Annotated in this window: 28 protein-coding genes and 1 riboswitch; of the genes, 19 read left to right on the top strand and 9 right to left on the bottom strand. The window is 39.1% G+C overall.

What is annotated here, in order from left to right; all coding sequences use genetic code 11:
- Window positions 1-4 precede the first annotated feature (4 nt).
- The 4 genes from ABE41_RS18565 (at window position 5) to ABE41_RS18555 (ending at window position 1,524) form a co-directional block, all read left to right on the top strand.
- Complete coding sequence (locus ABE41_RS18565) at window positions 5-262, top strand: carboxymuconolactone decarboxylase family protein (RefSeq protein ID WP_066293620.1); 258 nt, start codon at window positions 5-7, stop codon at window positions 260-262.
- A 135-nt stretch (window positions 263-397) separates the two neighbouring features.
- Complete coding sequence (locus ABE41_RS21480; protein WP_301336194.1) at window positions 398-523, top strand: hypothetical protein; 126 nt, start codon at window positions 398-400, stop codon at window positions 521-523.
- 54 nt (window positions 524-577) lie between these two features.
- Complete coding sequence (locus ABE41_RS18560; RefSeq protein ID WP_066293618.1) at window positions 578-913, top strand: hypothetical protein; 336 nt, start codon at window positions 578-580, stop codon at window positions 911-913.
- Between the two features lie 110 nt (window positions 914-1,023).
- Window positions 1,024-1,524, top strand: a complete 501-nt coding sequence (locus ABE41_RS18555; RefSeq protein WP_066293615.1) for a DUF1648 domain-containing protein — start codon at window positions 1,024-1,026, stop codon at window positions 1,522-1,524.
- Between the two features lie 42 nt (window positions 1,525-1,566).
- Here the strand turns inward: ABE41_RS18555 and ABE41_RS18550 are convergent, their stop codons facing one another.
- Complete coding sequence (locus ABE41_RS18550) at window positions 1,567-1,707, bottom strand: YpzI family protein (RefSeq protein WP_066293612.1); 141 nt, start codon at window positions 1,705-1,707, stop codon at window positions 1,567-1,569.
- 206 nt (window positions 1,708-1,913) lie between these two features.
- Here ABE41_RS18550 and ABE41_RS18545 point away from each other — a divergent pair, with 206 nt between their 5' ends.
- Entirely contained in the window at window positions 1,914-2,510 is a 597-nt protein-coding gene (locus tag ABE41_RS18545) for a hypothetical protein (RefSeq protein WP_066293608.1), read from the top strand.
- Between the two features lie 57 nt (window positions 2,511-2,567).
- Here the strand turns inward: ABE41_RS18545 and ABE41_RS18540 are convergent, their stop codons facing one another.
- On the bottom strand, window positions 2,568-3,245 hold the full coding sequence (locus ABE41_RS18540; protein WP_066293607.1) for a nuclease-related domain-containing protein: 678 nt from the start codon (window positions 3,243-3,245) through the stop codon (window positions 2,568-2,570).
- A gap of 119 nt (window positions 3,246-3,364) precedes the next feature.
- Window positions 3,365-3,544 carry a DUF2187 domain-containing protein gene (locus tag ABE41_RS18535; RefSeq protein WP_066293605.1) on the bottom strand — a complete coding sequence of 60 codons (180 nt, stop codon included), beginning with the start codon at window positions 3,542-3,544 and terminating at the stop codon, window positions 3,365-3,367.
- Window positions 3,545-3,734: 190 nt separating this feature from the next.
- Here ABE41_RS18535 and ABE41_RS18530 point away from each other — a divergent pair, with 190 nt between their 5' ends.
- From ABE41_RS18530 to ABE41_RS18510, 5 genes are read left to right on the top strand one after another with little or no spacing between them, the layout of a single operon-like run.
- Window positions 3,735-4,307, top strand: a complete 573-nt coding sequence (locus tag ABE41_RS18530; RefSeq protein WP_066293602.1) for a biotin transporter BioY — start codon at window positions 3,735-3,737, stop codon at window positions 4,305-4,307.
- A 40-nt stretch (window positions 4,308-4,347) separates the two neighbouring features.
- Window positions 4,348-5,811 carry an AMP-binding protein gene (locus tag ABE41_RS18525; protein ID WP_066293601.1) on the top strand — a complete coding sequence of 488 codons (1,464 nt, stop codon included), beginning with the start codon at window positions 4,348-4,350 and terminating at the stop codon, window positions 5,809-5,811.
- Window positions 5,808-6,908, top strand: a complete 1,101-nt coding sequence (locus tag ABE41_RS18520; protein ID WP_066293599.1) for an acetyl-CoA C-acyltransferase — start codon at window positions 5,808-5,810, stop codon at window positions 6,906-6,908. Before ABE41_RS18525 ends, ABE41_RS18520 begins: the two co-directional genes overlap by 4 nt.
- A 2-nt stretch (window positions 6,909-6,910) precedes the next feature.
- Window positions 6,911-7,288, top strand: a complete 378-nt coding sequence (locus tag ABE41_RS18515) for a hotdog family protein (protein ID WP_066293598.1) — start codon at window positions 6,911-6,913, stop codon at window positions 7,286-7,288.
- Between the two features lie 2 nt (window positions 7,289-7,290).
- Window positions 7,291-7,692, top strand: coding sequence for a MaoC family dehydratase (locus ABE41_RS18510; RefSeq protein WP_066293597.1), 402 nt, complete (start codon window positions 7,291-7,293; stop codon window positions 7,690-7,692).
- Between the two features lie 110 nt (window positions 7,693-7,802).
- Here the strand turns inward: ABE41_RS18510 and ABE41_RS18505 are convergent, their stop codons facing one another.
- Together ABE41_RS18505 and ABE41_RS18500 are read right to left on the bottom strand one after the other, a co-directional pair.
- Window positions 7,803-8,021: a DUF2922 domain-containing protein gene (locus tag ABE41_RS18505; RefSeq protein WP_066293594.1), complete on the bottom strand. Its 219-nt coding sequence runs from the start codon at window positions 8,019-8,021 to the stop codon at window positions 7,803-7,805.
- Between the two features lie 44 nt (window positions 8,022-8,065).
- Window positions 8,066-8,284 carry a DUF1659 domain-containing protein gene (locus ABE41_RS18500; protein WP_066293592.1) on the bottom strand — a complete coding sequence of 73 codons (219 nt, stop codon included), beginning with the start codon at window positions 8,282-8,284 and terminating at the stop codon, window positions 8,066-8,068.
- A 352-nt stretch (window positions 8,285-8,636) separates the two neighbouring features.
- Here ABE41_RS18500 and ABE41_RS18495 point away from each other — a divergent pair, with 352 nt between their 5' ends.
- The 5 genes from ABE41_RS18495 (at window position 8,637) to ABE41_RS18470 (ending at window position 14,407) form a co-directional block, all read left to right on the top strand.
- Window positions 8,637-9,137, top strand: a complete 501-nt coding sequence (locus ABE41_RS18495; protein WP_066293591.1) for a sigma-70 family RNA polymerase sigma factor — start codon at window positions 8,637-8,639, stop codon at window positions 9,135-9,137.
- Between the two features lie 194 nt (window positions 9,138-9,331).
- Window positions 9,332-10,960, top strand: a complete 1,629-nt coding sequence (locus ABE41_RS18490; RefSeq protein ID WP_066293589.1) for a DUF6583 family protein — start codon at window positions 9,332-9,334, stop codon at window positions 10,958-10,960.
- Between the two features lie 374 nt (window positions 10,961-11,334).
- Window positions 11,335-12,564, top strand: coding sequence for an ABC transporter permease (locus tag ABE41_RS18480; protein WP_066293583.1), 1,230 nt, complete (start codon window positions 11,335-11,337; stop codon window positions 12,562-12,564).
- Window positions 12,534-13,697: an ABC transporter permease gene (locus tag ABE41_RS18475; RefSeq protein ID WP_066293582.1), complete on the top strand. Its 1,164-nt coding sequence runs from the start codon at window positions 12,534-12,536 to the stop codon at window positions 13,695-13,697. Before ABE41_RS18480 ends, ABE41_RS18475 begins: the two co-directional genes overlap by 31 nt.
- On the top strand, window positions 13,694-14,407 hold the full coding sequence (locus ABE41_RS18470; RefSeq protein WP_066293579.1) for an ABC transporter ATP-binding protein: 714 nt from the start codon (window positions 13,694-13,696) through the stop codon (window positions 14,405-14,407). Before ABE41_RS18475 ends, ABE41_RS18470 begins: the two co-directional genes overlap by 4 nt.
- 78 nt (window positions 14,408-14,485) lie before the next feature.
- Here ABE41_RS18470 and ABE41_RS18465 read toward each other — a convergent pair.
- Window positions 14,486-15,648 (bottom strand): IS3 family transposase gene (locus ABE41_RS18465; RefSeq protein ID WP_156774198.1). Its coding sequence is split into 2 segments (ribosomal slippage): window positions 14,486-15,372 and window positions 15,372-15,648, totalling 1,164 coding nucleotides; the frame shifts between segments, so codons are not numbered across the junction.
- A gap of 180 nt (window positions 15,649-15,828) precedes the next feature.
- Here ABE41_RS18465 and ABE41_RS18455 point away from each other — a divergent pair.
- The 3 genes from ABE41_RS18455 (at window position 15,829) to ABE41_RS18445 (ending at window position 17,483) form a co-directional block, all read left to right on the top strand.
- Complete coding sequence (locus tag ABE41_RS18455; RefSeq protein WP_066293577.1) at window positions 15,829-16,245, top strand: hypothetical protein; 417 nt, start codon at window positions 15,829-15,831, stop codon at window positions 16,243-16,245.
- Entirely contained in the window at window positions 16,173-16,691 is a 519-nt protein-coding gene (locus ABE41_RS18450; protein ID WP_172827376.1) for a DUF6843 domain-containing protein, read from the top strand. Before ABE41_RS18455 ends, ABE41_RS18450 begins: the two co-directional genes overlap by 73 nt.
- Window positions 16,692-16,829: 138 nt before the next feature.
- Window positions 16,830-17,483 (top strand): C40 family peptidase, encoded by a 654-nt coding sequence (locus ABE41_RS18445; protein WP_066293570.1) that lies wholly within the window; start codon window positions 16,830-16,832, stop codon window positions 17,481-17,483.
- A 545-nt stretch (window positions 17,484-18,028) separates the two neighbouring features.
- Here ABE41_RS18445 and ABE41_RS18435 read toward each other — a convergent pair.
- From ABE41_RS18435 to ABE41_RS20800, 3 genes are all read right to left on the bottom strand, one after another.
- On the bottom strand, window positions 18,029-19,075 hold the full coding sequence (locus ABE41_RS18435; RefSeq protein ID WP_066293565.1) for an STAS domain-containing protein: 1,047 nt from the start codon (window positions 19,073-19,075) through the stop codon (window positions 18,029-18,031).
- 197 nt (window positions 19,076-19,272) lie between these two features.
- Window positions 19,273-19,593, bottom strand: coding sequence for a helix-turn-helix domain-containing protein (locus ABE41_RS18430; RefSeq protein WP_066293559.1), 321 nt, complete (start codon window positions 19,591-19,593; stop codon window positions 19,273-19,275).
- Between the two features lie 83 nt (window positions 19,594-19,676).
- Window positions 19,677-19,820 (bottom strand): anti-repressor SinI family protein, encoded by a 144-nt coding sequence (locus ABE41_RS20800; protein ID WP_083207879.1) that lies wholly within the window; start codon window positions 19,818-19,820, stop codon window positions 19,677-19,679.
- A 30-nt stretch (window positions 19,821-19,850) separates the two neighbouring features.
- Window positions 19,851-19,935: riboswitch (cyclic di-GMP riboswitch) on the bottom strand.
- A 210-nt stretch (window positions 19,936-20,145) separates the two neighbouring features.
- Here ABE41_RS20800 and ABE41_RS18425 point away from each other — a divergent pair.
- On the top strand, window positions 20,146-21,117 hold the full coding sequence (locus tag ABE41_RS18425; RefSeq protein ID WP_066293557.1) for an NAD(P)H-dependent flavin oxidoreductase: 972 nt from the start codon (window positions 20,146-20,148) through the stop codon (window positions 21,115-21,117).
- The last annotated feature ends 38 nt before the right edge of the window (window positions 21,118-21,155 follow it).

Genomic DNA, 21,155 nt, shown 5'->3' with positions numbered 1-21,155 from the left:
AAACATGGATTACGGGACTCTGGATGAGTCTTCAAGGCAAACAGCGATGAAAAAAGGGGAAGCAGAACTATCCGAACGTCACAAATTGGCACTCGAATTAGCCGATCACATCATGGCATATCACGGACAGCTGCCGGATGAAATGTACACCAGATTAACCGAACACTTTACACGTGAAGAAATCATTGCGCTCTTTTTCCAAATTGGAAGCAAGAACGGAGCCAACTGGTTCATCATCGCGATGGGGATTGAAAGTAAATAAACGGTGAGGAAGATGGCTTTTAGATGAGCCATCTTTTTTTTATGAGCTGTTCGCTGCTTCCTAAAAGTTATCATAAAGGAATTATCGAAAGGTTAACTGAATATAAAACAGAAAAACAACAAAAGGAAAGTTGATATGAAAAAAACTCTTATCATGTGGATCGTTGTATTTGTATTTGTTATCAGTACTCTATTGGCATTTCGTTACTTTAGTAAGGAGGGTGAGTTTGAGAAGTATAGCCATGTCACAATCGGAAAGTAAACTCTTAAAGAAGGAAAAGCGGTTTACTTAAGCTATCATTTTCGGTGGGAAGGCATGGGTACTCCTGAGCTTGAAAAGGTTGAATTTATTAAAAGTGATGGAACAATCGTAGCAAAAGTTGATGATCCAATGGGGATTAAACCATTTATAAGTAAGGCGGATTTCGGAGCATATTATGAGGAAGATGCAATAAAAGAAGGGATTAATGACACACTTCTTCCTGTAAAGGGATTTAAACCAGATGATTATTTTTCTTTAGTATTACGAGTTGAACCGAACGATTATGAGTGGGATAGCGATATAAAGACAGTCAGAATTATGTACAAAAAGTTTGGTCAATCACAGTTCCAAAATATCTCTTTTGATGACGGGATCATAAGCAAAGAATAAATTGTACACTGATCAGCTGCCGCGATAGGCAGCTATTTTTTTGTTTATAACCAGTTAAATGAAACTTCAATTGGAAGAAACCGTATAAATGATAAAGAGGAGATGGATGCATGTTTTACGAAAATCGCCCCAAATTAAAAATCCCAAGAACTTTTCTTGAGAATATTTTAGACATCGTGTCTATTATTTTGTTTATTGCGGGTGCCGCAAACTTAATCATGCAGTGGAGTTCGATACCTGGAACGGTTCCGATCCATTTTAACGGAGCAGGAGAACCAGATGGCTGGGGAAGTAAAGTTAATCTTTGGATCTTACTCGTGATAGGTTCAATAATGTGGGTGCTACTAACGGTCCTTGAAAAATTTCCTCATGTGTATAACTACCTTTTTATAACCAAAGAGAATGCAGAAAGACAATATAAAAATTCACGGCTGATGCTTAATGTTATAAAAAATGAAATTCTCTTTTTCTTCGTTTATATGAGCTGGGTAAGTACTGAAGTTGCAAAAGGGGAAAATGACGGTTTAGGTTTGTGGATCCTGCCGATTTTTATTATTACGATAACCGCATCAATTGCATTTTTTATAGTGAGATCGATTAAACTAAAATAAAAACACTTGGGACTTTGAAGGATTCCCAAGTGTTTTTGCTGTTTATTGATCTTGATGATTACGAGCACGTGCCTCATCAGGGCTTTCCATTTTTGCTGCACCTGAATACTTCAAGCTTTGATCTCGGTCTGACTCAACGCGGCCTGATTCTCTAAGCTTTTTCTCCTGTCTGTCTTTTCCCATTTTAATAAACCTCCTTCTTGCTTGATTTCCCTCTAGTATGCGAAAAAATAGAACTTTTTATGTAGATATAGTTTCATTGGAATGAACTAGATTTTGCAAGAAATCTTAACACAGTCATTATTTACCGGCGCATTGCGACGTTTATCAATCGTATAAAAGGGAAATCCGTAGTTACAAGAGACTATAACTTTAGAGGAGGAAATAACATGGCACAAAATTTTAATTCAGGAGATATCTATCAAGATGAATTTTATCAAAATGACGCTACACAAAATGGTTTATACGAAAACGGACAAAACAGCAAGCTTCTAAAAGGTATAGTAATTGGCGGGCTAGTTGGCGGAGCTTTGGCATTGATTGATTACAATACAAGAACAAAAGTAAAGAATACAGCGGTGGGCTTGAAAGATTCATCAAGCAAAATGATAACAGAGGTCAAACAAAATCCAGGTGAGGTTAAAGATCAGATGATCAGCCAATTCAAAACGGCTTCTAACACACTGAAGGAAGCGATTACCGATGCTCAAGAATTGTATCAGCGCTTGAATAATGATGTATTTGGAAACATCAACACATTAAAAGAAATATCGAATGATGTATTCGCCACAACAAAAGAAGCTAGAGGGGACCTTAATAATATTACTTCAAAGCTTAAAGATGCCGGGACGGAAATAACGGAAAATCCATTAGAGACAAGCAAATCATCACAAAACGAAAGCTTGAGCAACTACAATACAGGCTTTCCATCAAAAAACGCAGATGATCCTGTTTCCTCAGGTACGAATAAATCGAGCAAATATTAAGTCTAGGATTTAAACAAATTCCCCATTCTTTGATGAATTGGGGAATTTTTTGTAGGTTTAGCTTTTACTTTTCAAAGTATCAATATGTAATTTCCTAATTTCTTCTTCAAATATATTTGCCTGTGTAATAAGCCTATAACATTCATCAATATCCGCATTTGACAGTAAAGGCATAGGATTTGTTAATTTAATCACTGCTTCTTTTCTTTTAATCGTTTCTGTTAGCTCTACATCATATATGATTAATTCTGAAGACTGTATTTTTCTATAAGATAAATCTGTCTTAAAGGTACACCTCTTCGTAAAGGAAACAATTGATACGAAAGCATCTTTAAACTTTGGACCAACAAACGTTTTTATACATGCGATATGTCCATAATTTTGAACAAAGGGATTCATAAATTTAAACTTTCCATTAATAAGCCATTGTTTGTATGCTGGTGATCCATAGATGGTACCTTGAAAATTTTTTGTTTCAATAACAAAGATCCCATAAGGGGAAAGGATAACATGATCAATCTGTGAGTATCCGGACTTTGCTTTTGGATTTGGTAATAGTATGTCATTTAGAACCCTATATTCTTTTGAAAACTGTGATAATTGGATCGTAATTTTGTATTCTCCCAGTTCTCCCTTGCGAACTGATATTTGTTCGTTGGCTTTGTTGTATTTTGTTTTGACTGGGGAAGTTTGAACGGGCTTTTTCTTTTTTGAAAATAATTTTGAAAAAAACATTAGTAATCCCTAATTTCCTCTTAATATTTTTACTTCCTTTCTATCGTCATTTTAAAAAAAACATAAATAAAAACAGCCCATTTCATTCAATTCAGCAGGCTGTTTTTTGTGTATAATATTTAGTTATTCACTACTTGTCTAATATCGTTTAATCGGACTACTTGTTTTGCATCTTCAAAATGTTCTTCGTAGTTTTCTGTTACGGAAAAGTCCACAACAGCGGTGTTGGTTAATAAAGATGTAATTTCTCCTTTTAATCCGTCAAACGTTTCAATGATATCACCGATTTTAAATTCCATGCCTTTTCCTCCAACTTCATCTTGTTTGTCCTATTTTACCATAATTGTTATAAATTTACCTTTTATTTATGAAAAACTTCTATTTGTTAAGCAATTATAGCGAAAACAATAAATTATTGCCATTGAAGCGCTTTTAATGTTAACTTAAAATATATATTAGTTAACATAAAAACAACGAGGTGTTTTATACATGAAAACAAAAGAGATGACGTATGTAGCTTTATTTGCAGCAATCATGATTGTATTAGGGTTCCTGCCGCCAATCGTATTACCATTTACGCCAGTGCCGATTACTGCACAAACTCTTGGTGTTATGCTTGCAGGTGTGGTACTTGGTGCTAGACTAGGCGGAATGAGTATGATTGTATTCTTATTAGTGATCGCAGCCGGTGTACCAGGATTAGCTGGTGGACGAGGCGGTGCAGGTGTTTTTGTAGGACCGAGTGCGGGTTATATACTTAGCTGGCCATTGTCAGCTTTCCTAATCGGATTATTAATTGAAAAAGCAAGACAGCCACTTCAAGTGTGGAAAGTCTTTTTATACAATTTCGTTGCAGGTATCGTTTTTGTTTACCTTTGCGGTATTCCAGTTGTTGCTTTTGTAATGGACATCAGCCTGGGGACAGCGGCAGTTTCAGGATTAGCATACTTGCCGGGCGATTTGATAAAAGCTGTTATTGCAGCAACACTTGGTGTTAAAATAAGACAAAGATTATTTAAAAACCAGACCGCTCTTACTCAAAATAGAACGATCAGCCAATAAGATTGCCTCCGGGCAGTCTTTTTCTATAGGAGGAATTCTTGTGCTTATCACAGATACAATCCAAAAAAGTGCTCTTTTAAATCCCGAAAAAACAGCGATTCAAATGGGAAAAGAAAGAGTTTCCTATCAAGAGTTGAACAAAAACGTTAAAAAGATCGCTTCTTTTTTTAGGGATCAGTCATTTAATGAATCTCAAGGAAAAGCAGCACTATATCTGCCCAACGGAATTGATTTTCTACAATACTTCTTAGGAGCTATTTCTGCAGGCTGGATTTCCATTCCTCTCGATTTGAAATGGAAAGAATGTGAACTGAACGAAAGGCTTTCCCAAAGTCATCCTGACCTGATAATAACGACAGAAAACCTGCAGAACAAATTTAATCATAAGGGTGCAAAGTTAATTCTGGTATCCGCAATGCATGAATCAACATGTAGTACTTCGACTGACGAATCTTTGTTTTATATGGGGTTTACTTCAGGTTCAACGGGTGTACCTAAATGCTTTGTACGCAACCATCGTTCTTGGGTAAAAAGCTTTGCGTGCAGTAAAAAAGATTTTGGACTAACAGAGAGTAACACAGTACTTGTACCTGGACCACTCGTGCATTCTTTGTTTTTATATGCAGCCATCAGCACGCTTTATTTAGGCGGAACGGTCAAGCTGCTGCCAAAGTTTTCAGCTGCCCAAACTTTAAAAGAGATCGAAACAGACCAGTTTTCAGCTCTTTATGCTGTCCCTACTATGCTTGCTGCACTTACTAAAGAAATGGATCATCAGCATGACACTCCAAGACTAAAGAAAATTATATCCTCAGGAGCCAAATGGGAACCCGGACTTAAAGATAAGATTAATATTTTATTTCCTAAAACAGAGCTTTTTGAGTTTTACGGTGCGTCTGAATTGAGTTTTGTAAGCTTTATCAATCATCGCGCTGCCATACAAAAGCCTTCATCTGTAGGACGTCCATTTCATAATGTGGAACTTTCCATTCGAAAAGATGGATACGAAGTGGAAAAAGGTGAAATAGGTACTCTTTATGTAAAAAGTGAGATGCTTTTTTCACATTATCTTAACCGGCCTGATGCGAATAAAGAAGTGTGGGACGGAGATGGCTGGCTGACAGTAGGAGACCTGGCCAAGCTAGATGCAGAAGGTGATCTGTACATTATTGGTCGCAGCAACAACATGATTATCTCGGGAGGACAAAACGTTTATCCTGAAGAAATCGAAAATGTACTCCATTCACTAGATGGTATTGAAGAAGCAGTCGTTTTTGGGATGCCAGATTCATATTGGGGAGAAAAGGTTTCAGCCGCGATCATCTTAAATGAGAAAGAAGACCTGACAGTTCGTGATATCCATCGGTTTTGCAGGAAACATCTATCAACATTTAAAGTGCCTAAGCACATCATTTTTACAAAAGAATTTCCTTATACGTCGAGCGGAAAAATAGCACGGTCAAAGGTAAAAGAGATTTATAGCCAAGGAGTTTTCAGTTCATGAGAAAAGCTGTTATTATCGATGCCAAACGGACTGTGATCGGAAAAAAGGCTGGTTACTTTAAAGATGTTGGAGCGGAAAAACTAGCGGCTGCTGTCATCCAAGATATATTACGAGAAAATAACATTCCTCCAGAAATGGTGTCAGATGTAATTTTAGGGAATACAGTTGGTCCTGGCGGGAACCTTGCGCGCTTATCTGCTTTAACGGCAGGTCTTCCGGTTACCGTTCCTGGTTTTACAGTTGATCGTCAATGCGGTTCTGGACTTGAAGCGGTGAACCTCGCATGTCGTCTCGTTCAATCTGGAGCAGGAGACATATATTTAGCAGGTGGTACTGAATCTGTGAGTACATCAACGTTTCCAAGAAGAGCTCGATTTTCTCCCGATTCTATAGGTGATCCTGATATGGGTGTTGGAGCTGAGAACGTGGCTGAAAGATACAGCATAACCCGTGCCATTCAGGATGAATATGCGCTTTTAAGCTATAAGCGAACGATTGCATCCATCGAACAAAATCGCTTTAAAAAAGAACTCGTTGCCTATAAGGATGTACCTCCCATTGACGAAGGTAGCAAGAGGCTGTCTGTTATGGAAAGAATTATTAAAAGAGCGAAACCTGCATTTAAAGACAACGGAACTGTTACAGCCGCAAATTCGTGTGGCTTAAACGATGGTGCATCTATCGTACTCGTAATGAGTGAAGAAAAAGCGAAAGAGCTGCAGCTCGCTCCAAAATTAAAGTTTATCGATGCTGTGACTGCAGGTGTCGATCCAAACTTGCCAGGAATCGGACCAGTTCCAGCTGTAAACACACTATTACAGCGAATGAACCTTTCTATAAACGACATTGATGTATTTGAGCTGAATGAGGCATTCGCGTCCCAAGTCGTCGCGTCCGCTCAAGAACTTGATATACCGTGGGATAAGCTTAACAAAGGCGGTGGTGCGATTGCATTCGGACATCCTTATGGTGCGTCAGGAGCTATTTTAGTGACTTCACTTCTAAGGGAAATGACGTCAGTTGACCGGTTTGGTATAGCCACATTAGGTATTGGCGGCGGGCTCGGGATTGCGACACTTTTCGAAAGGTGTGGATAGATATGAATTTTAAACAGTGGGAAGAGGCAACAACATTGCCAGTTTTAATTACGGTAACGGAAGAACTTGTTAATGCTTACTATGAAGCGGCCAGCATCTCAACAAAAGCTTCACAGCACGTTCCGCCTGCTCTTCCGATGATTTTTTATCAATATATCAATGTCCCGTGGTTTCACGAGCAATCTTTTATTCACAAAGACCAAGTGTTTCATTACGAACATCCTATCTCGATCGGAGATACACTTCAATGTACCGTTTCCTTGATTTCAGTAGAAAGAAGACGTCAATTTCTCGTTTTGTACCAGGAGCTTATTGGCAGAAACGAGCATAAACATATTGTATTTTCATCAAAATCGACTCTTCTAAAGGAGGCGGAGTAAAAATGCTTGCTGATTCTATAAAAGCAGGTGACGTACTCAAACCTTTCCATATAGAGGTAACAGAACAAATGGTAAGAAAATATGGAGAAGTATCTGGAGACTTTAATCCGATTCATTTTGAAGATCGTGCTGCAAAAGAAAAAGGATTTCCGGCTAAAATCATACATGGCATGCTTTCCATGGCGATCACATCAAATATCGTAGAGCCTTACCTGCAGAAAGGCTATTGGGTAAAATCGTATGAAATGAAATTTAAAGCACCCGTTTTTGTTGGGGAGACAGTTACCATCGAAGGAACCATTTCAGCTTTAGAAAAAGAATCAGTAACAATCGATATACGAGTTTCAAGCCCAACTTATCCACAGGTAGCGAAAAGTGAAATTCTGCTTCATGTGTATAAATAGCTACACTTATCCACATTATCAACAATATCCACAACCTTAAAAACCGCCCTCTAACCAATTGGCTAGAAGACGGTTTTTTTCACGGTCGCTGAAGTCACTTATTTTATGAATTACCCTAGGACGATGTCACTCACTTCACGGTCAACAATACGCGCACCTTTTTTGCTCGTATAGCTTCCGCCAGATGAAGTGAAGATGTTTTGGGCGATTACCGTGTCCATAGCAGCGTTAACAGCTGCGGGATCAACCGGTTCGATTGGCGCGTCCAAACGGACTGTCACCGTTTTGTTCTCCTGGTTAAGAAACTGCAATTCAAGCACTTTGGCCATTGAAATCCCTCCTTTCCTATATATTTTTCCTCACACATCAGTCATTACTGCTGAATCGCGAAGGAATCGTTACGTCTGATACCGACTAGTGGATAAACTTGAAGTCCTGCGAGTGCAGTCGCAACGGCTTCGAGCTGGTCTGGAGTCGATGTTGTTTTTACATGTGCGAAGTTTTTGTACTTCATCACCGGTTTGTTGTCTGCGTCTAAACCTCCATCAAGCTCTAAGCGCATTGCGGAATCGATTAATGCTGCTGTAGCCATGTGCCTCACCTCCTTTCACTTCATAAGTTCCAGAGAAGGAAAGGAAAGAGCCATCCACATAAAATTTTTTTAAAATCACTATTTATCCACAACTGGGACTGATTTACTCAATAATCCGACTAAAATTTTTCGTTATTGAGAATACCACGCCGAAAATGTGTCGTAATTTGTCAGATGATCTTTATTCTGTGGATAACTCAATAAACGATCTCCTCATAATATTTTTCTTCTGATCAAGTCCAGCTTATAACTCTTTAAAAACGTTGCTTTGCTTCTATTCAAATTCAAATTTTATAGTGAGGATACCGCGGAATTCCCCGAATGTGCGCACATTCCAAAAGGATGTATTCCCATGAAAGAAATGCCCTTTGAACAAATCGCTTCTATGTACGATCCTCTTATCAAATCACAGATCAGGCTCTACCACTTATCGGCACATTTCGACCAATACTATCAAGCTGGCTTACTAGGACTCTGGAAAGCTTACGAAACGTTTGATCCTGAAAAAGGGCAGTTCTCCTCATATGCGTACCTGCTTGTCAGAGGCCGTATCCTTCAAGAGCTGAGAGGAGAGGCGAGACGGCAGGAGGCAGAAGAAATTCAAGATCCCCACGAATCAATGACGTTCCGGACTCTTTCTCATGAAGACACCATTCCATATTTAGAGGATGAAACAATGAATCTATATCTGATGCACCTGACAGAAAACCAGCAAAGGTGGGTTAACCAGCGCGTTTTTCAGATGAAGAGTGAAGCAGAGATTGCGGAGATGTACGGGGTTACCGTTTATGCTGTGAAATCGTGGAGAAAATCAGCAATCAAGAGGCTTCGGACGGTTTTAATTACCAATTAAATTCAGCCTTTCTTACTACGCAATTTGATGGATATAATTCTATAATTAGGGTATAGTAGAAAACTGTGGGCATGAAATTCCTTTATTACCCATCTTTGCCAGTAGAGAGATAAGCTGATATTTTTTTAGAATAACAGTGTAATAAGTTGGTAGGGAAAAGCTTATACATTTATTAAGAGGGGGACAACCAAACGATGGAAACTCAAGTTAATCAGAGTACAGGCAGTAAGAAACGTCCGTTGATCATTGGACTTGCACTTATCGCGATCATCGCGATTGGGGCAACGGCATATGCAATGTTCATCGATCTATCACCGCGTGAACTTTATTTGAAATCAGAAATGAACACGTTCAAAGCGATGAACGAGTCATTTGAAGAAAGCTTTGGAGATGCATTAGCACTTTCAGAAAAGCAATTGGAAGAAGCATATAAGTCTGAAGCACGCGTTGGTGTGGAAATGGATCCGTCCATGTTTGGGGCGGGCGGAATGGAAGCGGCAATGATCGGTTCTATTCTTTCTAACAGTGAAATTAAAATGACAACACAGCACGATCCTAAGAAAGAAGAAGGGTCAGCTGACTTGGCACTTGTTTTGAACAACACAGACCTTGTAAAAGCTGAATTTTACCAAAACAATAAACAAACTGCATTAAGCGTACCAGCTGCTTACGATAAGCACGTATACTTCCCGAACAATAAATTTGGTGATGTAATGCGTAAGTTCGATCCAGCGTACGTTGGAATGGAAAAACTTCAAAACTTCTTTAAAGCGGTTGAAGGCGACCTAAGTGAAGAAGCACGCGATGAAGCGTTCGAAGAGTTTGCTAAAGTGTATGCAGACAGCGTGAAAGACGAAAACGTAACACTTAAAGATGATGTTGACTTTAAAGGCGAGAAGCTTCGCCAGTTAACGGTTTCACTTTCTGAAAAAGAAACAAAAACGCTTATGATCAACTTTATTGAAAAAGTTGAGAACGACGAAGAAATCATGAATGCTTTAGCTGAGCAATCAGCATTACAAGGCGGTTTTAATTTCGATATGACTTCAACAGCTCCAATGAGCGAAGAAGACGCGAAAAAAGAAATTGAAAAAATGCTGACTGATGCTAAAAAAGCAATTAATGAAGATCTAGAAATCCCTGGCGGAATGAAGCAAGTTGTGATTGTTGACGGCGATGATAAAGTTGTAAGCCGTGACCTATCTATGAAAATCGGCGCTAATGGCGAAGAAGCTGTTCCAATGAACTACAAGGCTGAAAGCTGGACGAAAGGCGATGTATCGAACTCATCTTGGGTTCTTAACGCAGGTCCTGAAGGCGAAACATTGCTTGTTGATGTGAAAATGGAAAGCGAGCCAAAAGGCGACGATGGCAAGAAGCGCGATATTAAAGCGAAATTTGAAGTGAACGAAAACGGCACTACACAAGGTATCGGATTCCATGTAAAAGGTGAAGGCACTGACAAGAAGTCGAACTGGACAGTACAGCTTGTTCCAGCAGGAGAAGCACCTATAGAACTTCCTGATATGACAATCGAAATCGAGCATAAAGCAGACCAGAATCTTGATAAAGATTATGCGAACCACGATTATAAAGTAACATTGATCGGAAATGACCCGTCAATGGGCGACATCAATGTTGGATTGAACATCAAAACAAAAACAACATTTGGCGACAAGCTTAAATTCCCTACGTTATCAGAAGATAAAGCTGTCAACGTAGCAGAGATGAGCGATGCTGAAATGATGGGCATGATGTCTGAAATACAGCGCAACATCGAACAATTTGTCGGTGAAAACGCTCAAATGTTCCAAGGACTATAATATATAATAAGAAGGACAGAGATAACTTAAAATAAAGTTGATCTTTGTCCTTTTTTTAAAAGCCTATTTTCGTAAACTTTGTTGCTCATTGAAAGAGTTGATTTCCGCTCCAGCTACTCGCTTTCCGCGGGGCGTGCGGTGAGCCTCCCTATCGCTTCGCGCTGGCGGGGTCTCACCTGCACGCTGCTCCCGCAGGACAGGGAAGGCTTCGGCAGCTTTATATCGCACGAAGAAAATGTGAAGTTTATTTTCGAGGAGTCTCGCACCTTCCGCTCCAATCAACTTGTCAACGAAGGGTTTTAAAAAATAATTCAAAAACAACAATCTATTAGAAAAAAATTTTTAAAAACTTCTTAAGCGAAAGGAATTTTGTTATGAGGCAAACGTTACTCATTGCCCATCTAACGGTAAAATGCTGGCTGAAGCAGCCGATGCCGCTATTCGCCATGATGCTCTTTCCGCTTTTGTTGCTCGGCATCACGTATCTGGGATTGAAGCCTCTTTTGGATGAGAAACAATGGGTCGAGCCCTTTACCGTCGCAATCGTGGATGAAGATAACACCTTTGAAACAAAAATATTAATGAAACAATACGAAGAATCCGAAGAGCTGCAAGCCGTTCTTTCTTTTCAAAAAACTGATGGAAAGACAGCGAGTGAAATGCTGGCGAATAATGAAATTGCAGGAATGGTGATTGTCCCTGACGGATTTACGAATGGGATCCGCCGTGGCAAAAACATTCCTGTTACGGTAATCGGGAATCCAGAACGCCCGTTTCAAGCAGAGTTGCTGCAGCAAGTGATGGTATCGAACGCTAACTTGATTTCTGCAGCACAAAGCGGAGCGAATGCAGCTTTTCATTATTTGCGAAAAATGGGGCTGAGTTCTGAGGAATTTGCTACTTATCGAGACGCGATTATTACCGATTTTACACTGCAAGCGCTGAACCGAAACAAGATCTATGAAACGGAAACTTTGAGTGCGCTTGGAGGCATTACACCTGTTGAGTTCTATAGCCTCTCGGGTGTATTGATTCTGCTTTTGATCGGTGGTTTGTTTGGTATGAGCTTAACCGCAAGAGGGGAACAAACCGCATTAAGGGAGCGGCTTTCTCTTCAAGGAGTGAGATCTTCGGTTTTCTTTTTTGGAAACATCATATCGGTTTTCATGCTGCTCGTAATCCAATGCGCACTTTTGATTGTGCTTTTTTATAGCGTGACAAAAACATGGAGCATACTTGCGACCGTCATTCTACTAACCTATTGTTTAGCCGTTTCTTCATTGTTTGCCCTTTGTCAGGAACTTTTCCAGCGAAACGGTGCAAAGTGGGGAGCGGGAATTCTGCTGGTAGTTGGAATGACGGCAACGAGTGGAAGTGTATTGCCGTTATCATACTTGCCAGAACTGTGGCGCAGCGTGAGCTTTTTAAACGTACTGCATCACACGCATAATGGATTAGTAGAGACGCTGTTTTCAGGTGCGGGTGAATGGAGTTTGGTCGTCACATTAATGGGATTCTCCGTTGTTTTTTGGATCTTCGGAATCCTTATTATCACAATAAAGAAGAGGTTGCCATGGTCTGGACAATTGCCTTTACACGTATAAAATTATTGCTTCAAAGTCCGTGGAGCTGGGCAGGGCTTGTAATCCCTGTGCTTTTGCTCGGATTCTTAGACCTGTCTGTTGAAAAAACGGCAAACGCAACGAAAATCCCCGTTGTGATTGTGGACGAGGACGCATCTGATTACTCCGAGACTGTGATTGAACGTGTGAGCGATAATCCAGCAGTATCAGTTAGTATCGTTGATCAAGAACAAGCGCGAAACGAAATCGAGACGCAAAAAGCAGCGATCGGCTTTTTAATACCAGAAGGATTTATGGAACGCATTCAAGAAAATGATGAAGACGAACTCGTGACGATGTGTCTTTCCAATGGGACCTTGTCACACGGTCTTGTCCGCGAAATTTTTGCGAGTGAAGTGAAGCGTTTATCGAGTAATTCTTACGGTGCAAATACGGTCTTAAAAACATATGGGAAAAGAGAGAAGCTGGACGCGAAAGAGCAGGCTTCCGTTTGGAAAGAGGCTTGGGCGTATAGTGATAAGCATTGGGATCCTGTACCATTAATGACAGTTGATTATAAGGTCGGTGCTACAAAAGAAAAAGCTCAATCCGTTGAGAATCAAGCCGTATCGATTTACGTACCTGGAATGCTAGTGATGCTTATGCTGTTCAGCTTTTTATGGAATAGCTGGCCGATTAAAGACCGGGATTCAGGAATGCGCTCAAGGGTGCCGTATTCAGTTGGCGGATTTTCGGTTTACTGGGGAGGAAATGCGCTAGGGGTACTTTTTCTTCAGCTCGAACTCCTGTTGCTGATGGCCGGTTTTGGCTGGTGGAAAGGTGAACTAGTGTTGAATGCTTCAACGATTGGAGCATTGCTTGGATATGTATTGTTTTTGAACGCACTATCACTTTTGATTGCTTATTTTGTTCATTCCAACCGAACGTGGCAAGCCGTAACACTTTTTATCGTACTCGCAACATCGCTTTTAAGCGGAACTTTTTTCCCGAGTGACGAACTTTCGCGTATTTTAGAAAAAGCAGCACAATGGACGCCGCAATATTGGATCATCTCAGCTTTAAACCAAGAGACGGTCATGATTCCATTGGTGTTTGTAGGAATCAGCATCCTCTTATACGGACTTTCAACAATGAAGGCAGGTGACAACGCTTGATCTCAGCAGAAAATCTATCAAAAAAGTTTGGACGTAAAGAAGTGCTTAAAGATATAAACTTTTGTATCCAAAAAGGAGAAACCGTCGGCGTTGTTGGTCCCAACGGTGCAGGGAAGTCCACACTTCTTAAAATCATCGCAACGATCATGAGAGGCACAAATGGTTCCGTGCAAATCGATGAAATGGATACAAAAAAAGATACGAAAAAGATAAGGGAAAAGATCGGTTATGTACCACAGGAAATCGCGGTATATCACGAACTGACAGCACGCGAGAATCTTCGTTTTTTTGCGAAGCTAGCTAAAAATTCACCTGAGGAAAACTGGGTGAGAAGGTGTGAGGAGTGGAAGCTGGCTGAGCATCTTGATAAAAAAGTAAAGCATCTGTCAGGTGGAAATCAGCGTAAGCTCAACATCTTGATCGCCTTGCTGCATGACCCGGAAATTCTAATTCTTGACGAACCGACAGTAGGAATCGACATTTCTGCAAAACAAGAAATCGTGAACGATCTAAGGCAGCTCGGAAGTGAAGGAAAGACGATTCTATATTCCAGCCATGACGCACAAGAACTTGAAACACTATGCACTTCCTTCTTGATTTTAAAAGAAGGAGAGCTGCTCTTTTACGGTTCGAAACAAAAAGTAAGGCAGTTTGGATCAGTTGCACAGTCGAAGAATTTTGCTGAGACACTGGGTGAAATTGTTGGCTGAGTGGAAATATATACAGTTAGAAAACCTGCATCATCTAGACTGGCCTAGTCAAATGAGACAATAATAAAACACCACCAGTTAGGCTGCCATACTACCAAATTCAATTGGGGTGTGGTAGCCTAATTTTTCTTGTATACGCTCTTCATTATAATACTTCATGTACTGATCTACTTTTTCCCTGATTTTATCTATCGGCATAGAATTAAACTTCACATATTGAAATTCTTCAGATTTTAGATTGGAATGGAAGGACTCAATAACCGCATTATCCCAACAATTTCCTCTTCTGGACATACTGCTGACCAATTTCCTATCCTTTATTAGTTGTTGATACCCATAGGATGTATACACACTTCCTTGATCTGAGTGGATTATAACCCCTTTGGGGTTCCCTCGTGATTCCAAAGCTGCTTTTAAGGTATCTGCCACAAGAGGAACTTGTTGATGGGTATAGAGCTTGTGAGCCACAATTTGATTATTAAATAAATCCATTATGGTCGATAGGTACAATGTAATAGAACCATATTGAACATATGTTATATCTGTTACCCACTTTTGATTAGGTCGAGCTGCTGAAAAATCTCGATTTAAAATGTTTGGTGCGACAATGATGGATTCCCCTTGAGATTTCCACTTGCGCTTTGGCTTTACACGGCACTGTAGATGATGCTTTTGCATAATACGTTGCACCGAATTTCGATTCAAACTAATTTGATATCGACGTTTAAGTAAATTCTTAATTTTACGATGTCCATACCGATAGTTAGTCTCTTCACAAAGTGAGATAATGACCTTCTCTGATTTAGACAAATCATTAGATGGAGTAGACACCCAACGATAGTATGTGGACCTTGGAACGTTTAGCGCGCTTAGAATAGCCGTAACCGTGTACTTTTTTCGTAATTTTTTTACCAAACGGAGAACTACTTCTTTTTCAACTCCTTTTCGATCTCCAAATACTTTTTTAAGATTTCATTCTCCTGTTTATAGTGATTGAATTGACGGTCCTTTTTTTCCTCTTCACTAGCTGAATCAGGTCCAAGACCGTAAGAGTATTGTTTGCCTATTGGCTGATTAAACCGGTGTACTTGATTTTCACGATACCATTTCACCCATGTTTTTATTTGCGAAACATTTTTAATGCCATACTTATTCATAATTTCTTCATTCGTAAATTGGCCACTCATTTTATCCTTAACAACAGCCCACTTTGTTTCTTTTGAATATACGTTTTTGCCCATGCAAAAACACCTCCGATTATCACTTAGAATAAGTGTATCATTTCGGAGGTGTTTTATTGTGTCTCATCTACCTAGGTTAGTCTAATCTGCAGGTTTTTTTATTTTTCCATAGACCAGAAAAAGAAATAATTGGTATAATTATTTGTGAAATGATTCACAACCTTATATAGGATGGTAATTATGAACAAAACTTTTACTGATAAATGTGAGGCAGCCTTATATTCCTCTATAATATTTATATTATTTATAATTATACTAATGATTCCTGAGTTTATGAAATACGGTATTTCATGGGCTATTATTATTGAGGTAATTCCTATTTTTATAATAGCTTTGTTAGGTAGTTTATTTTATGGTATTCCGGTTTCACTCTTATCGGAAAACCTGACAAAAAATCTATATAGCACACGTTTTTTAATAGCCGGATTCATACATATATTCTTTGGTTTTCTTACTATATTAGTACTTAAAGGATTTGGATTATTTGCAGTGGGTGCTTTTTTGCTATTCTTTCTTTGTGATGAATGGCTAAAAAGAGAGAAGGAAGTTATGAAGAAAAAAATATCGTACAAAATGGAGCAGGATTACTTGTGCTAATTGTTTTGATGGGATATTTCTCCTTCAATTTAGTCGAATACCTCAAGTTTAAATCCAAAGAATATTATCTAATTCCGGAAGGCTACGTAGGTGAGGTAACTGTATTATATAACGTTGAAAAAGCACCCAAACCTCAGAGAATAAAAGACTATAAAGTTATTAAAGTGAATGAAGAAGGGTATGCTTTAACTTCTTTATCAGAACCGCGTGGCGAAATCGACAACAAATATTTTTACGTTGATAAAAAGGGAAAGAAAACGGAAATCGATTATAATTGTATTCATGACAGTAGAAGTGGGGGACATGATGTACACGATTATATAGAATTTAAAGTTACAGATTTCGGTTGCGGAGAAGCATTTGTATTAGAGGGAGATATTACAAGTCCTAATATAAAACCCTCTCTGTCGGTTGAGGAAATTCTTATAAGAGAAGGATTAGAATAAAGGAATACTAAAATAATAATATTTGCAAGATGGACAATATGCCTATTTTTCGTAATTGAAGCGTAAAACACAACCCACTTTTTCTATAGTAGGATAATAATAGATTACTTGGAAAATAAAAGGGGTTAGGGATATATTATGAAAAAATGGATTACAACTACGGTTTTAGGATCGGCATTATTATTATCACCAGTACAAGCTTTTGCAAATATCGGAGATCAAACGCTTCGTCCAACAATGACACATTCAGATGTAAAAACACTTCAAACAATATTGCGCGATAAGGGTTATTTTACATATAGCGGATCGCCGACAACTTATTATGGCTCATATACAAAGAGCGCCGTTGTTAGCTTCCAGCGTGCAAAAGGATTAACAGCTGATGGAATAGCTGGACGTAACACATTCAACAAACTAGGAGTCTACAAAGTTAATAACTCATATCTAGTAGATTATGCAAAGCGTTATGTGGGGACGCCTTACAAGTGGGGCGGGACAACTCCTGACGGTTTCGATTGTTCTGGATATATCAATTATGTATTTAAAAACTCTCACAGCATTTATTTGCCGCGTACTGTGAAAGATATGTGGGCGAACACAGGATATAAAGTGTACAGCCAAGCTGTTGGAGATCTAGTGTTCTTTGAAACTTACGAGCCAGGTGCATCTCATATGGGGATCTATATCGGGAACGGTAAGTTCATACACGCTGGTTCATCATCAGGTGTAACGATCTCTGAGATGGATAACTCATATTGGAAGCCGCGTTATATTGGAACAAAACGTCTGTAACATATAAAAGGAAAAGGAGCCCGATGACTTCGGTCTCCTTTTTTATTATCCTAGAACAAGATTCTTGCCCAAGGATCGCAGCAGCATTTGCGTTTCTTCTTTTTCTTCTTCATGACCTTGACCTTCTTGCACTTCAAGACATCAGAGCTAGAAGAGCTGGAAGATTCGCATTTAAAGTCATGCTTTTTGTCTTCCTTTTTGTCTTCCTTTTTCCAGGATTTCTTTTCCTCCTCGAACTTGCAGTGGTCGAAATCTCCACACTTATAACACATATAAATATTCACCTCTCTGGAATATTACCGATTTCCTTAAACAGAGATCGGCTTTCTCTATATAGTATGTAGGTGAAGACAAGTTGCATAGACGAATGATGGGGTTTTAAAAAATTGGGAACATGTGGGGCGATTTGGGGACAGACCCGGGTCTGTCCCCAAACAAATACATTTAGCTCTTATTTGTCCATCCTGGGTGGACGCGGATAAATAACCGAATAAAAGCAAAAAAAACCACGCCGTTATCGAAATGGCGTGGCTTTCGTTTACTTTTTAAGGCTGACTCGGCTCTTGAATGAACATGCCTTCCTTTGCAAAAGCGAAATGAATCGCATGCTTAAGGTTTCTAAAATAAGTGCTATCACCTAAAGAATATTGGTGTTTCGTTACTTCCATACTCAACTCTGGGGAGATACCTACAAGCAGCGTTTCCATTCCAAACAAACGGGCAGAAGAAACGAGTTTATTTAACATATCAATCATCTCTGAATCAATCGACTTGATACCTGTCAAATCTAAAATCACAATCTTCGCTCTATGCTGCGGCAGCGACGTAAGTGTATGCTCCAGCATATCTTTAGAACGCAGCTCATTATATTTACCGATCAACGGAATAACCACAATATGATCGGTTACAGGTATGATTGGTGATGAAATTTCTCTAATAAGATCTGTTAACTCGCGCGTGCGATTCTCAACCATCGCTTCAAGCTTCATGATTTCGTTTTGTTCTTCACGCTGAACAAGATCACGAATATTATCGCTAGGAGTAATATCTGTCTCAGTAATTTTTATTTTTAGTAAATCAGATGTGGAGTCATCCTCTTGAACTTCATACCACATATGTGTATCAAACAATCCAGTGAAAACACCTGCCCAGTGGCCAGGTAAGAAGCGTCCCATACGCTTACTTCCTTGCGCTTTTTTAACCTTTGTTTCCCAGCTGTTGGAGATTGTGATCACTGCTTCTTTCTTTTCTATATTCACATCGATAAACGTTTTACCCCAGCCGGCTGTTACATAGATATTTGGCAGGGCTTCTATGGACGTTTTAATATCGCCAATCTTATTTTTATAAAAATCACTAACTACTAAACCGGTTCGGTATCCAGCTGTTTCAAAAACGAGGTCAGCTGTACCTTCACCTGTAATTTCCTCAATAGAATCAAGAAAAACTTTAAACGCTGAATCGATCCAAAACAGCATGACGTCTCCGCCTTCAAATTGGAAAATTCCCTTGGAAGTGTCCCATTCAAAAGAAGAACCATTTACATCTACACTTTTTTGAGTATCAAATAATTCATTCGGCGTCTTATTCATATCTATTTCCTCCATAGGCTAAAAAATACAAACACCCTTATCTTTTACCCTTAATTGTATTGGATGAAACTTAATTTTTTCGACATGGGGACAGACCCGGGTCTGTCCCCATAAAAAGACAAACCCCTTCTTTGTTCTTTCCACGAAGACATCCTAAAAAAGAAAAAACCACCAGATATCTTTATCTGGTGGCTCAATTAATTTTGTTTGTTTTTCCATTTATTAAATTCAAGAAACTCTTTAAATTGTTCTTTGCTTACACCGGAACCCATGGCTTCTTTAACAAGATCGGCCCATTCCTGGTCTAGGTTTTGAGTATCAACTTCAGGCATTATTAAGTGATCGACTGGAATATTCAATACATCAGCAATCTTCTCGAGAAGCTGGATTGATGGATTTTGTTGAATATTACGCTCCAAAGCACTTATGTACGATTTTGCAACCCCTGCTTTATCAGCCAGTGCTGTAATGGAGAGGCCTTTTTCAGTTCGGTATTTTTTTACGCGTTCACCAATCATCATCTGCATCCCCATTTAGTAGTAATTTGCTTTTATTATATCTTTCTACATTTGGGAAGTAAATAAATTATGAGACCTGCTTACTAATTTTCTTGTAGTAGGTATTCATTCATTGCCAATTGAGGATTTTGTAAAAAGTTCATAATCTCTTCTTTAGTGAAACCGTGATCTCTAGCTTCTTTCATCAATTCAATCCACTCTCGATCCAACGTCAAAATATTTTCCACTAAAAAATCCCTCCAGATAAGCTTTTTTGTTCAGGTAACCCGGCGATCTTAGCAATAAGCCTTAGACCCGTGGCTTTGCGCCCATTTCTTTCGAGAATGTTTGCCCTTGTCTGAAGGATGATTAGGTAAAATTTCCTAACACAAATTGATTATATACAAGCAAATAAGAGAATGTTGTCAGAAAATGGCTGTAATATAAATGTAATATTAGAAAAATATTACTACCCCTATAAATTAAAATAAAAGGATTGGCGAAAGGATTGTGGAAATTAAAGTATAGAATATTCCTACTAATAAACGTTCTTGAATGAAAGGATGAAGCAATATGTCTGATAAATTGCCACTAAGCCTGTCGAATCAGCTCGCATTACCTATTATTAATGCGCCGATGTTTTTAGTATCAAGTCCTGATATGGTTATTGAAAGCTGTAAAAACGGAATTGTAGGCACGTTTCCTCTATTAAATGCAAGAACATCGGAACTTTTAGAAAACTGGATGATTCGTATTTCAGAAGAACTTACACAAGTTCAACAATCAGATCCTAACGCTAAAATAGCTCCTTGGGGTGTCAATCTAATTGTGCATCGCACCAATAAACGTTTTGAGGAAGACATGGAGCTCATAAAAAAATACGAACCGCCTATCGTCATCACGTCTCTTGGAAACCCAAGCGATGTAGCAAAAATCGTTCACAGTTATGGTGGACTTGTTTTTTCAGATGTTATTTCACTCGATCACGCACGTAAAGCAGCTAAAACAGGGATTGATGGCCTTATCTTAGTCTGCAGCGGGGCAGGAGGACATGGGGGAACACTGAATCCGTTTGCTTTCTTAAAAGCTGTTAAAGAGTTTTGGGATGGAATTACGATACTGGCGGGCGCTATTTCAACGGGAGAAGAAATTTTGGCTGCTAAAATCCTTGGAGCAGACTTGGTATACATGGGTACTCGTTTTATCGCGACAGAAGAATCATCGGCAAGTGAAGAATACAGACAGATGCTGATTGAGTCGACGTTAGAAGATCTCATCTATACGGATGCAATAAGCGGAATCAAAGGAAATTATCTTTTACCATCCTTGAAAAGAGCAGGGTATGATGTGGACAACATGCTGAAAAAAGATTCTGTAGATCTGTCATTCTCAGAATCCAAGGCTAAAGCCTGGAAAGATATCTGGTCAGCTGGACAAGGAGTAGGAAGTGTTAAGAATGTTTCAAGAGTTAAGGATGTTGTAGAAGAACTAACACTTGAATATAAGAATGCGCTGCAATCACAAGAATTCATTCAATTAAAATAAACCAAATTAAGGGAAAAGGTAGACTTTTAGAACTAAAT

It is taken from the genome of Fictibacillus arsenicus (assembly GCF_001642935.1).
GTDB lineage: Bacteria > Bacillota > Bacilli > Bacillales > Fictibacillaceae > Fictibacillus > Fictibacillus arsenicus_B.
This window is presented reverse-complemented; position numbering and strand designations above follow the sequence as displayed.

Bases quoted from the DNA above. Each gene is read 5' to 3' on its own strand.
- ABE41_RS18565 (WP_066293620.1), top strand. From the start codon at position 5: ATGGATTACGGGACTCTGGATGAGTCTTCAAGGCAAACAGCGATGAAA.
- ABE41_RS21480 (WP_301336194.1), top strand. From the start codon at position 398: ATGAAAAAAACTCTTATCATGTGGATCGTTGTATTTGTATTTGTTATC.
- ABE41_RS18560 (WP_066293618.1), top strand. From the start codon at position 578: ATGGGTACTCCTGAGCTTGAAAAGGTTGAATTTATTAAAAGTGATGGA.
- ABE41_RS18555 (WP_066293615.1), top strand. From the start codon at position 1,024: ATGTTTTACGAAAATCGCCCCAAATTAAAAATCCCAAGAACTTTTCTT.
- ABE41_RS18550 (WP_066293612.1), bottom strand. From the start codon at position 1,707: ATGGGAAAAGACAGACAGGAGAAAAAGCTTAGAGAATCAGGCCGCGTT.
- ABE41_RS18545 (WP_066293608.1), top strand. From the start codon at position 1,914: ATGGCACAAAATTTTAATTCAGGAGATATCTATCAAGATGAATTTTAT.
- ABE41_RS18540 (WP_066293607.1), bottom strand. From the start codon at position 3,245: ATGTTTTTTTCAAAATTATTTTCAAAAAAGAAAAAGCCCGTTCAAACT.
- ABE41_RS18535 (WP_066293605.1), bottom strand. From the start codon at position 3,544: ATGGAATTTAAAATCGGTGATATCATTGAAACGTTTGACGGATTAAAA.
- ABE41_RS18530 (WP_066293602.1), top strand. From the start codon at position 3,735: ATGAAAACAAAAGAGATGACGTATGTAGCTTTATTTGCAGCAATCATG.
- ABE41_RS18520 (WP_066293599.1), top strand. From the start codon at position 5,808: ATGAGAAAAGCTGTTATTATCGATGCCAAACGGACTGTGATCGGAAAA.
- ABE41_RS18515 (WP_066293598.1), top strand. From the start codon at position 6,911: ATGAATTTTAAACAGTGGGAAGAGGCAACAACATTGCCAGTTTTAATT.
- ABE41_RS18510 (WP_066293597.1), top strand. From the start codon at position 7,291: ATGCTTGCTGATTCTATAAAAGCAGGTGACGTACTCAAACCTTTCCAT.
- ABE41_RS18505 (WP_066293594.1), bottom strand. From the start codon at position 8,021: ATGGCCAAAGTGCTTGAATTGCAGTTTCTTAACCAGGAGAACAAAACG.
- ABE41_RS18500 (WP_066293592.1), bottom strand. From the start codon at position 8,284: ATGGCTACAGCAGCATTAATCGATTCCGCAATGCGCTTAGAGCTTGAT.
- ABE41_RS18495 (WP_066293591.1), top strand. From the start codon at position 8,637: ATGAAAGAAATGCCCTTTGAACAAATCGCTTCTATGTACGATCCTCTT.
- ABE41_RS18490 (WP_066293589.1), top strand. From the start codon at position 9,332: ATGGAAACTCAAGTTAATCAGAGTACAGGCAGTAAGAAACGTCCGTTG.
- ABE41_RS18480 (WP_066293583.1), top strand. From the start codon at position 11,335: ATGAGGCAAACGTTACTCATTGCCCATCTAACGGTAAAATGCTGGCTG.
- ABE41_RS18475 (WP_066293582.1), top strand. From the start codon at position 12,534: ATGGTCTGGACAATTGCCTTTACACGTATAAAATTATTGCTTCAAAGT.
- ABE41_RS18455 (WP_066293577.1), top strand. From the start codon at position 15,829: ATGAACAAAACTTTTACTGATAAATGTGAGGCAGCCTTATATTCCTCT.
- ABE41_RS18450 (WP_172827376.1), top strand. From the start codon at position 16,173: ATGGCTAAAAAGAGAGAAGGAAGTTATGAAGAAAAAAATATCGTACAA.
- ABE41_RS18445 (WP_066293570.1), top strand. From the start codon at position 16,830: ATGAAAAAATGGATTACAACTACGGTTTTAGGATCGGCATTATTATTA.
- ABE41_RS18435 (WP_066293565.1), bottom strand. From the start codon at position 19,075: ATGAATAAGACGCCGAATGAATTATTTGATACTCAAAAAAGTGTAGAT.
- ABE41_RS18430 (WP_066293559.1), bottom strand. From the start codon at position 19,593: ATGATTGGTGAACGCGTAAAAAAATACCGAACTGAAAAAGGCCTCTCC.
- ABE41_RS18425 (WP_066293557.1), top strand. From the start codon at position 20,146: ATGTCTGATAAATTGCCACTAAGCCTGTCGAATCAGCTCGCATTACCT.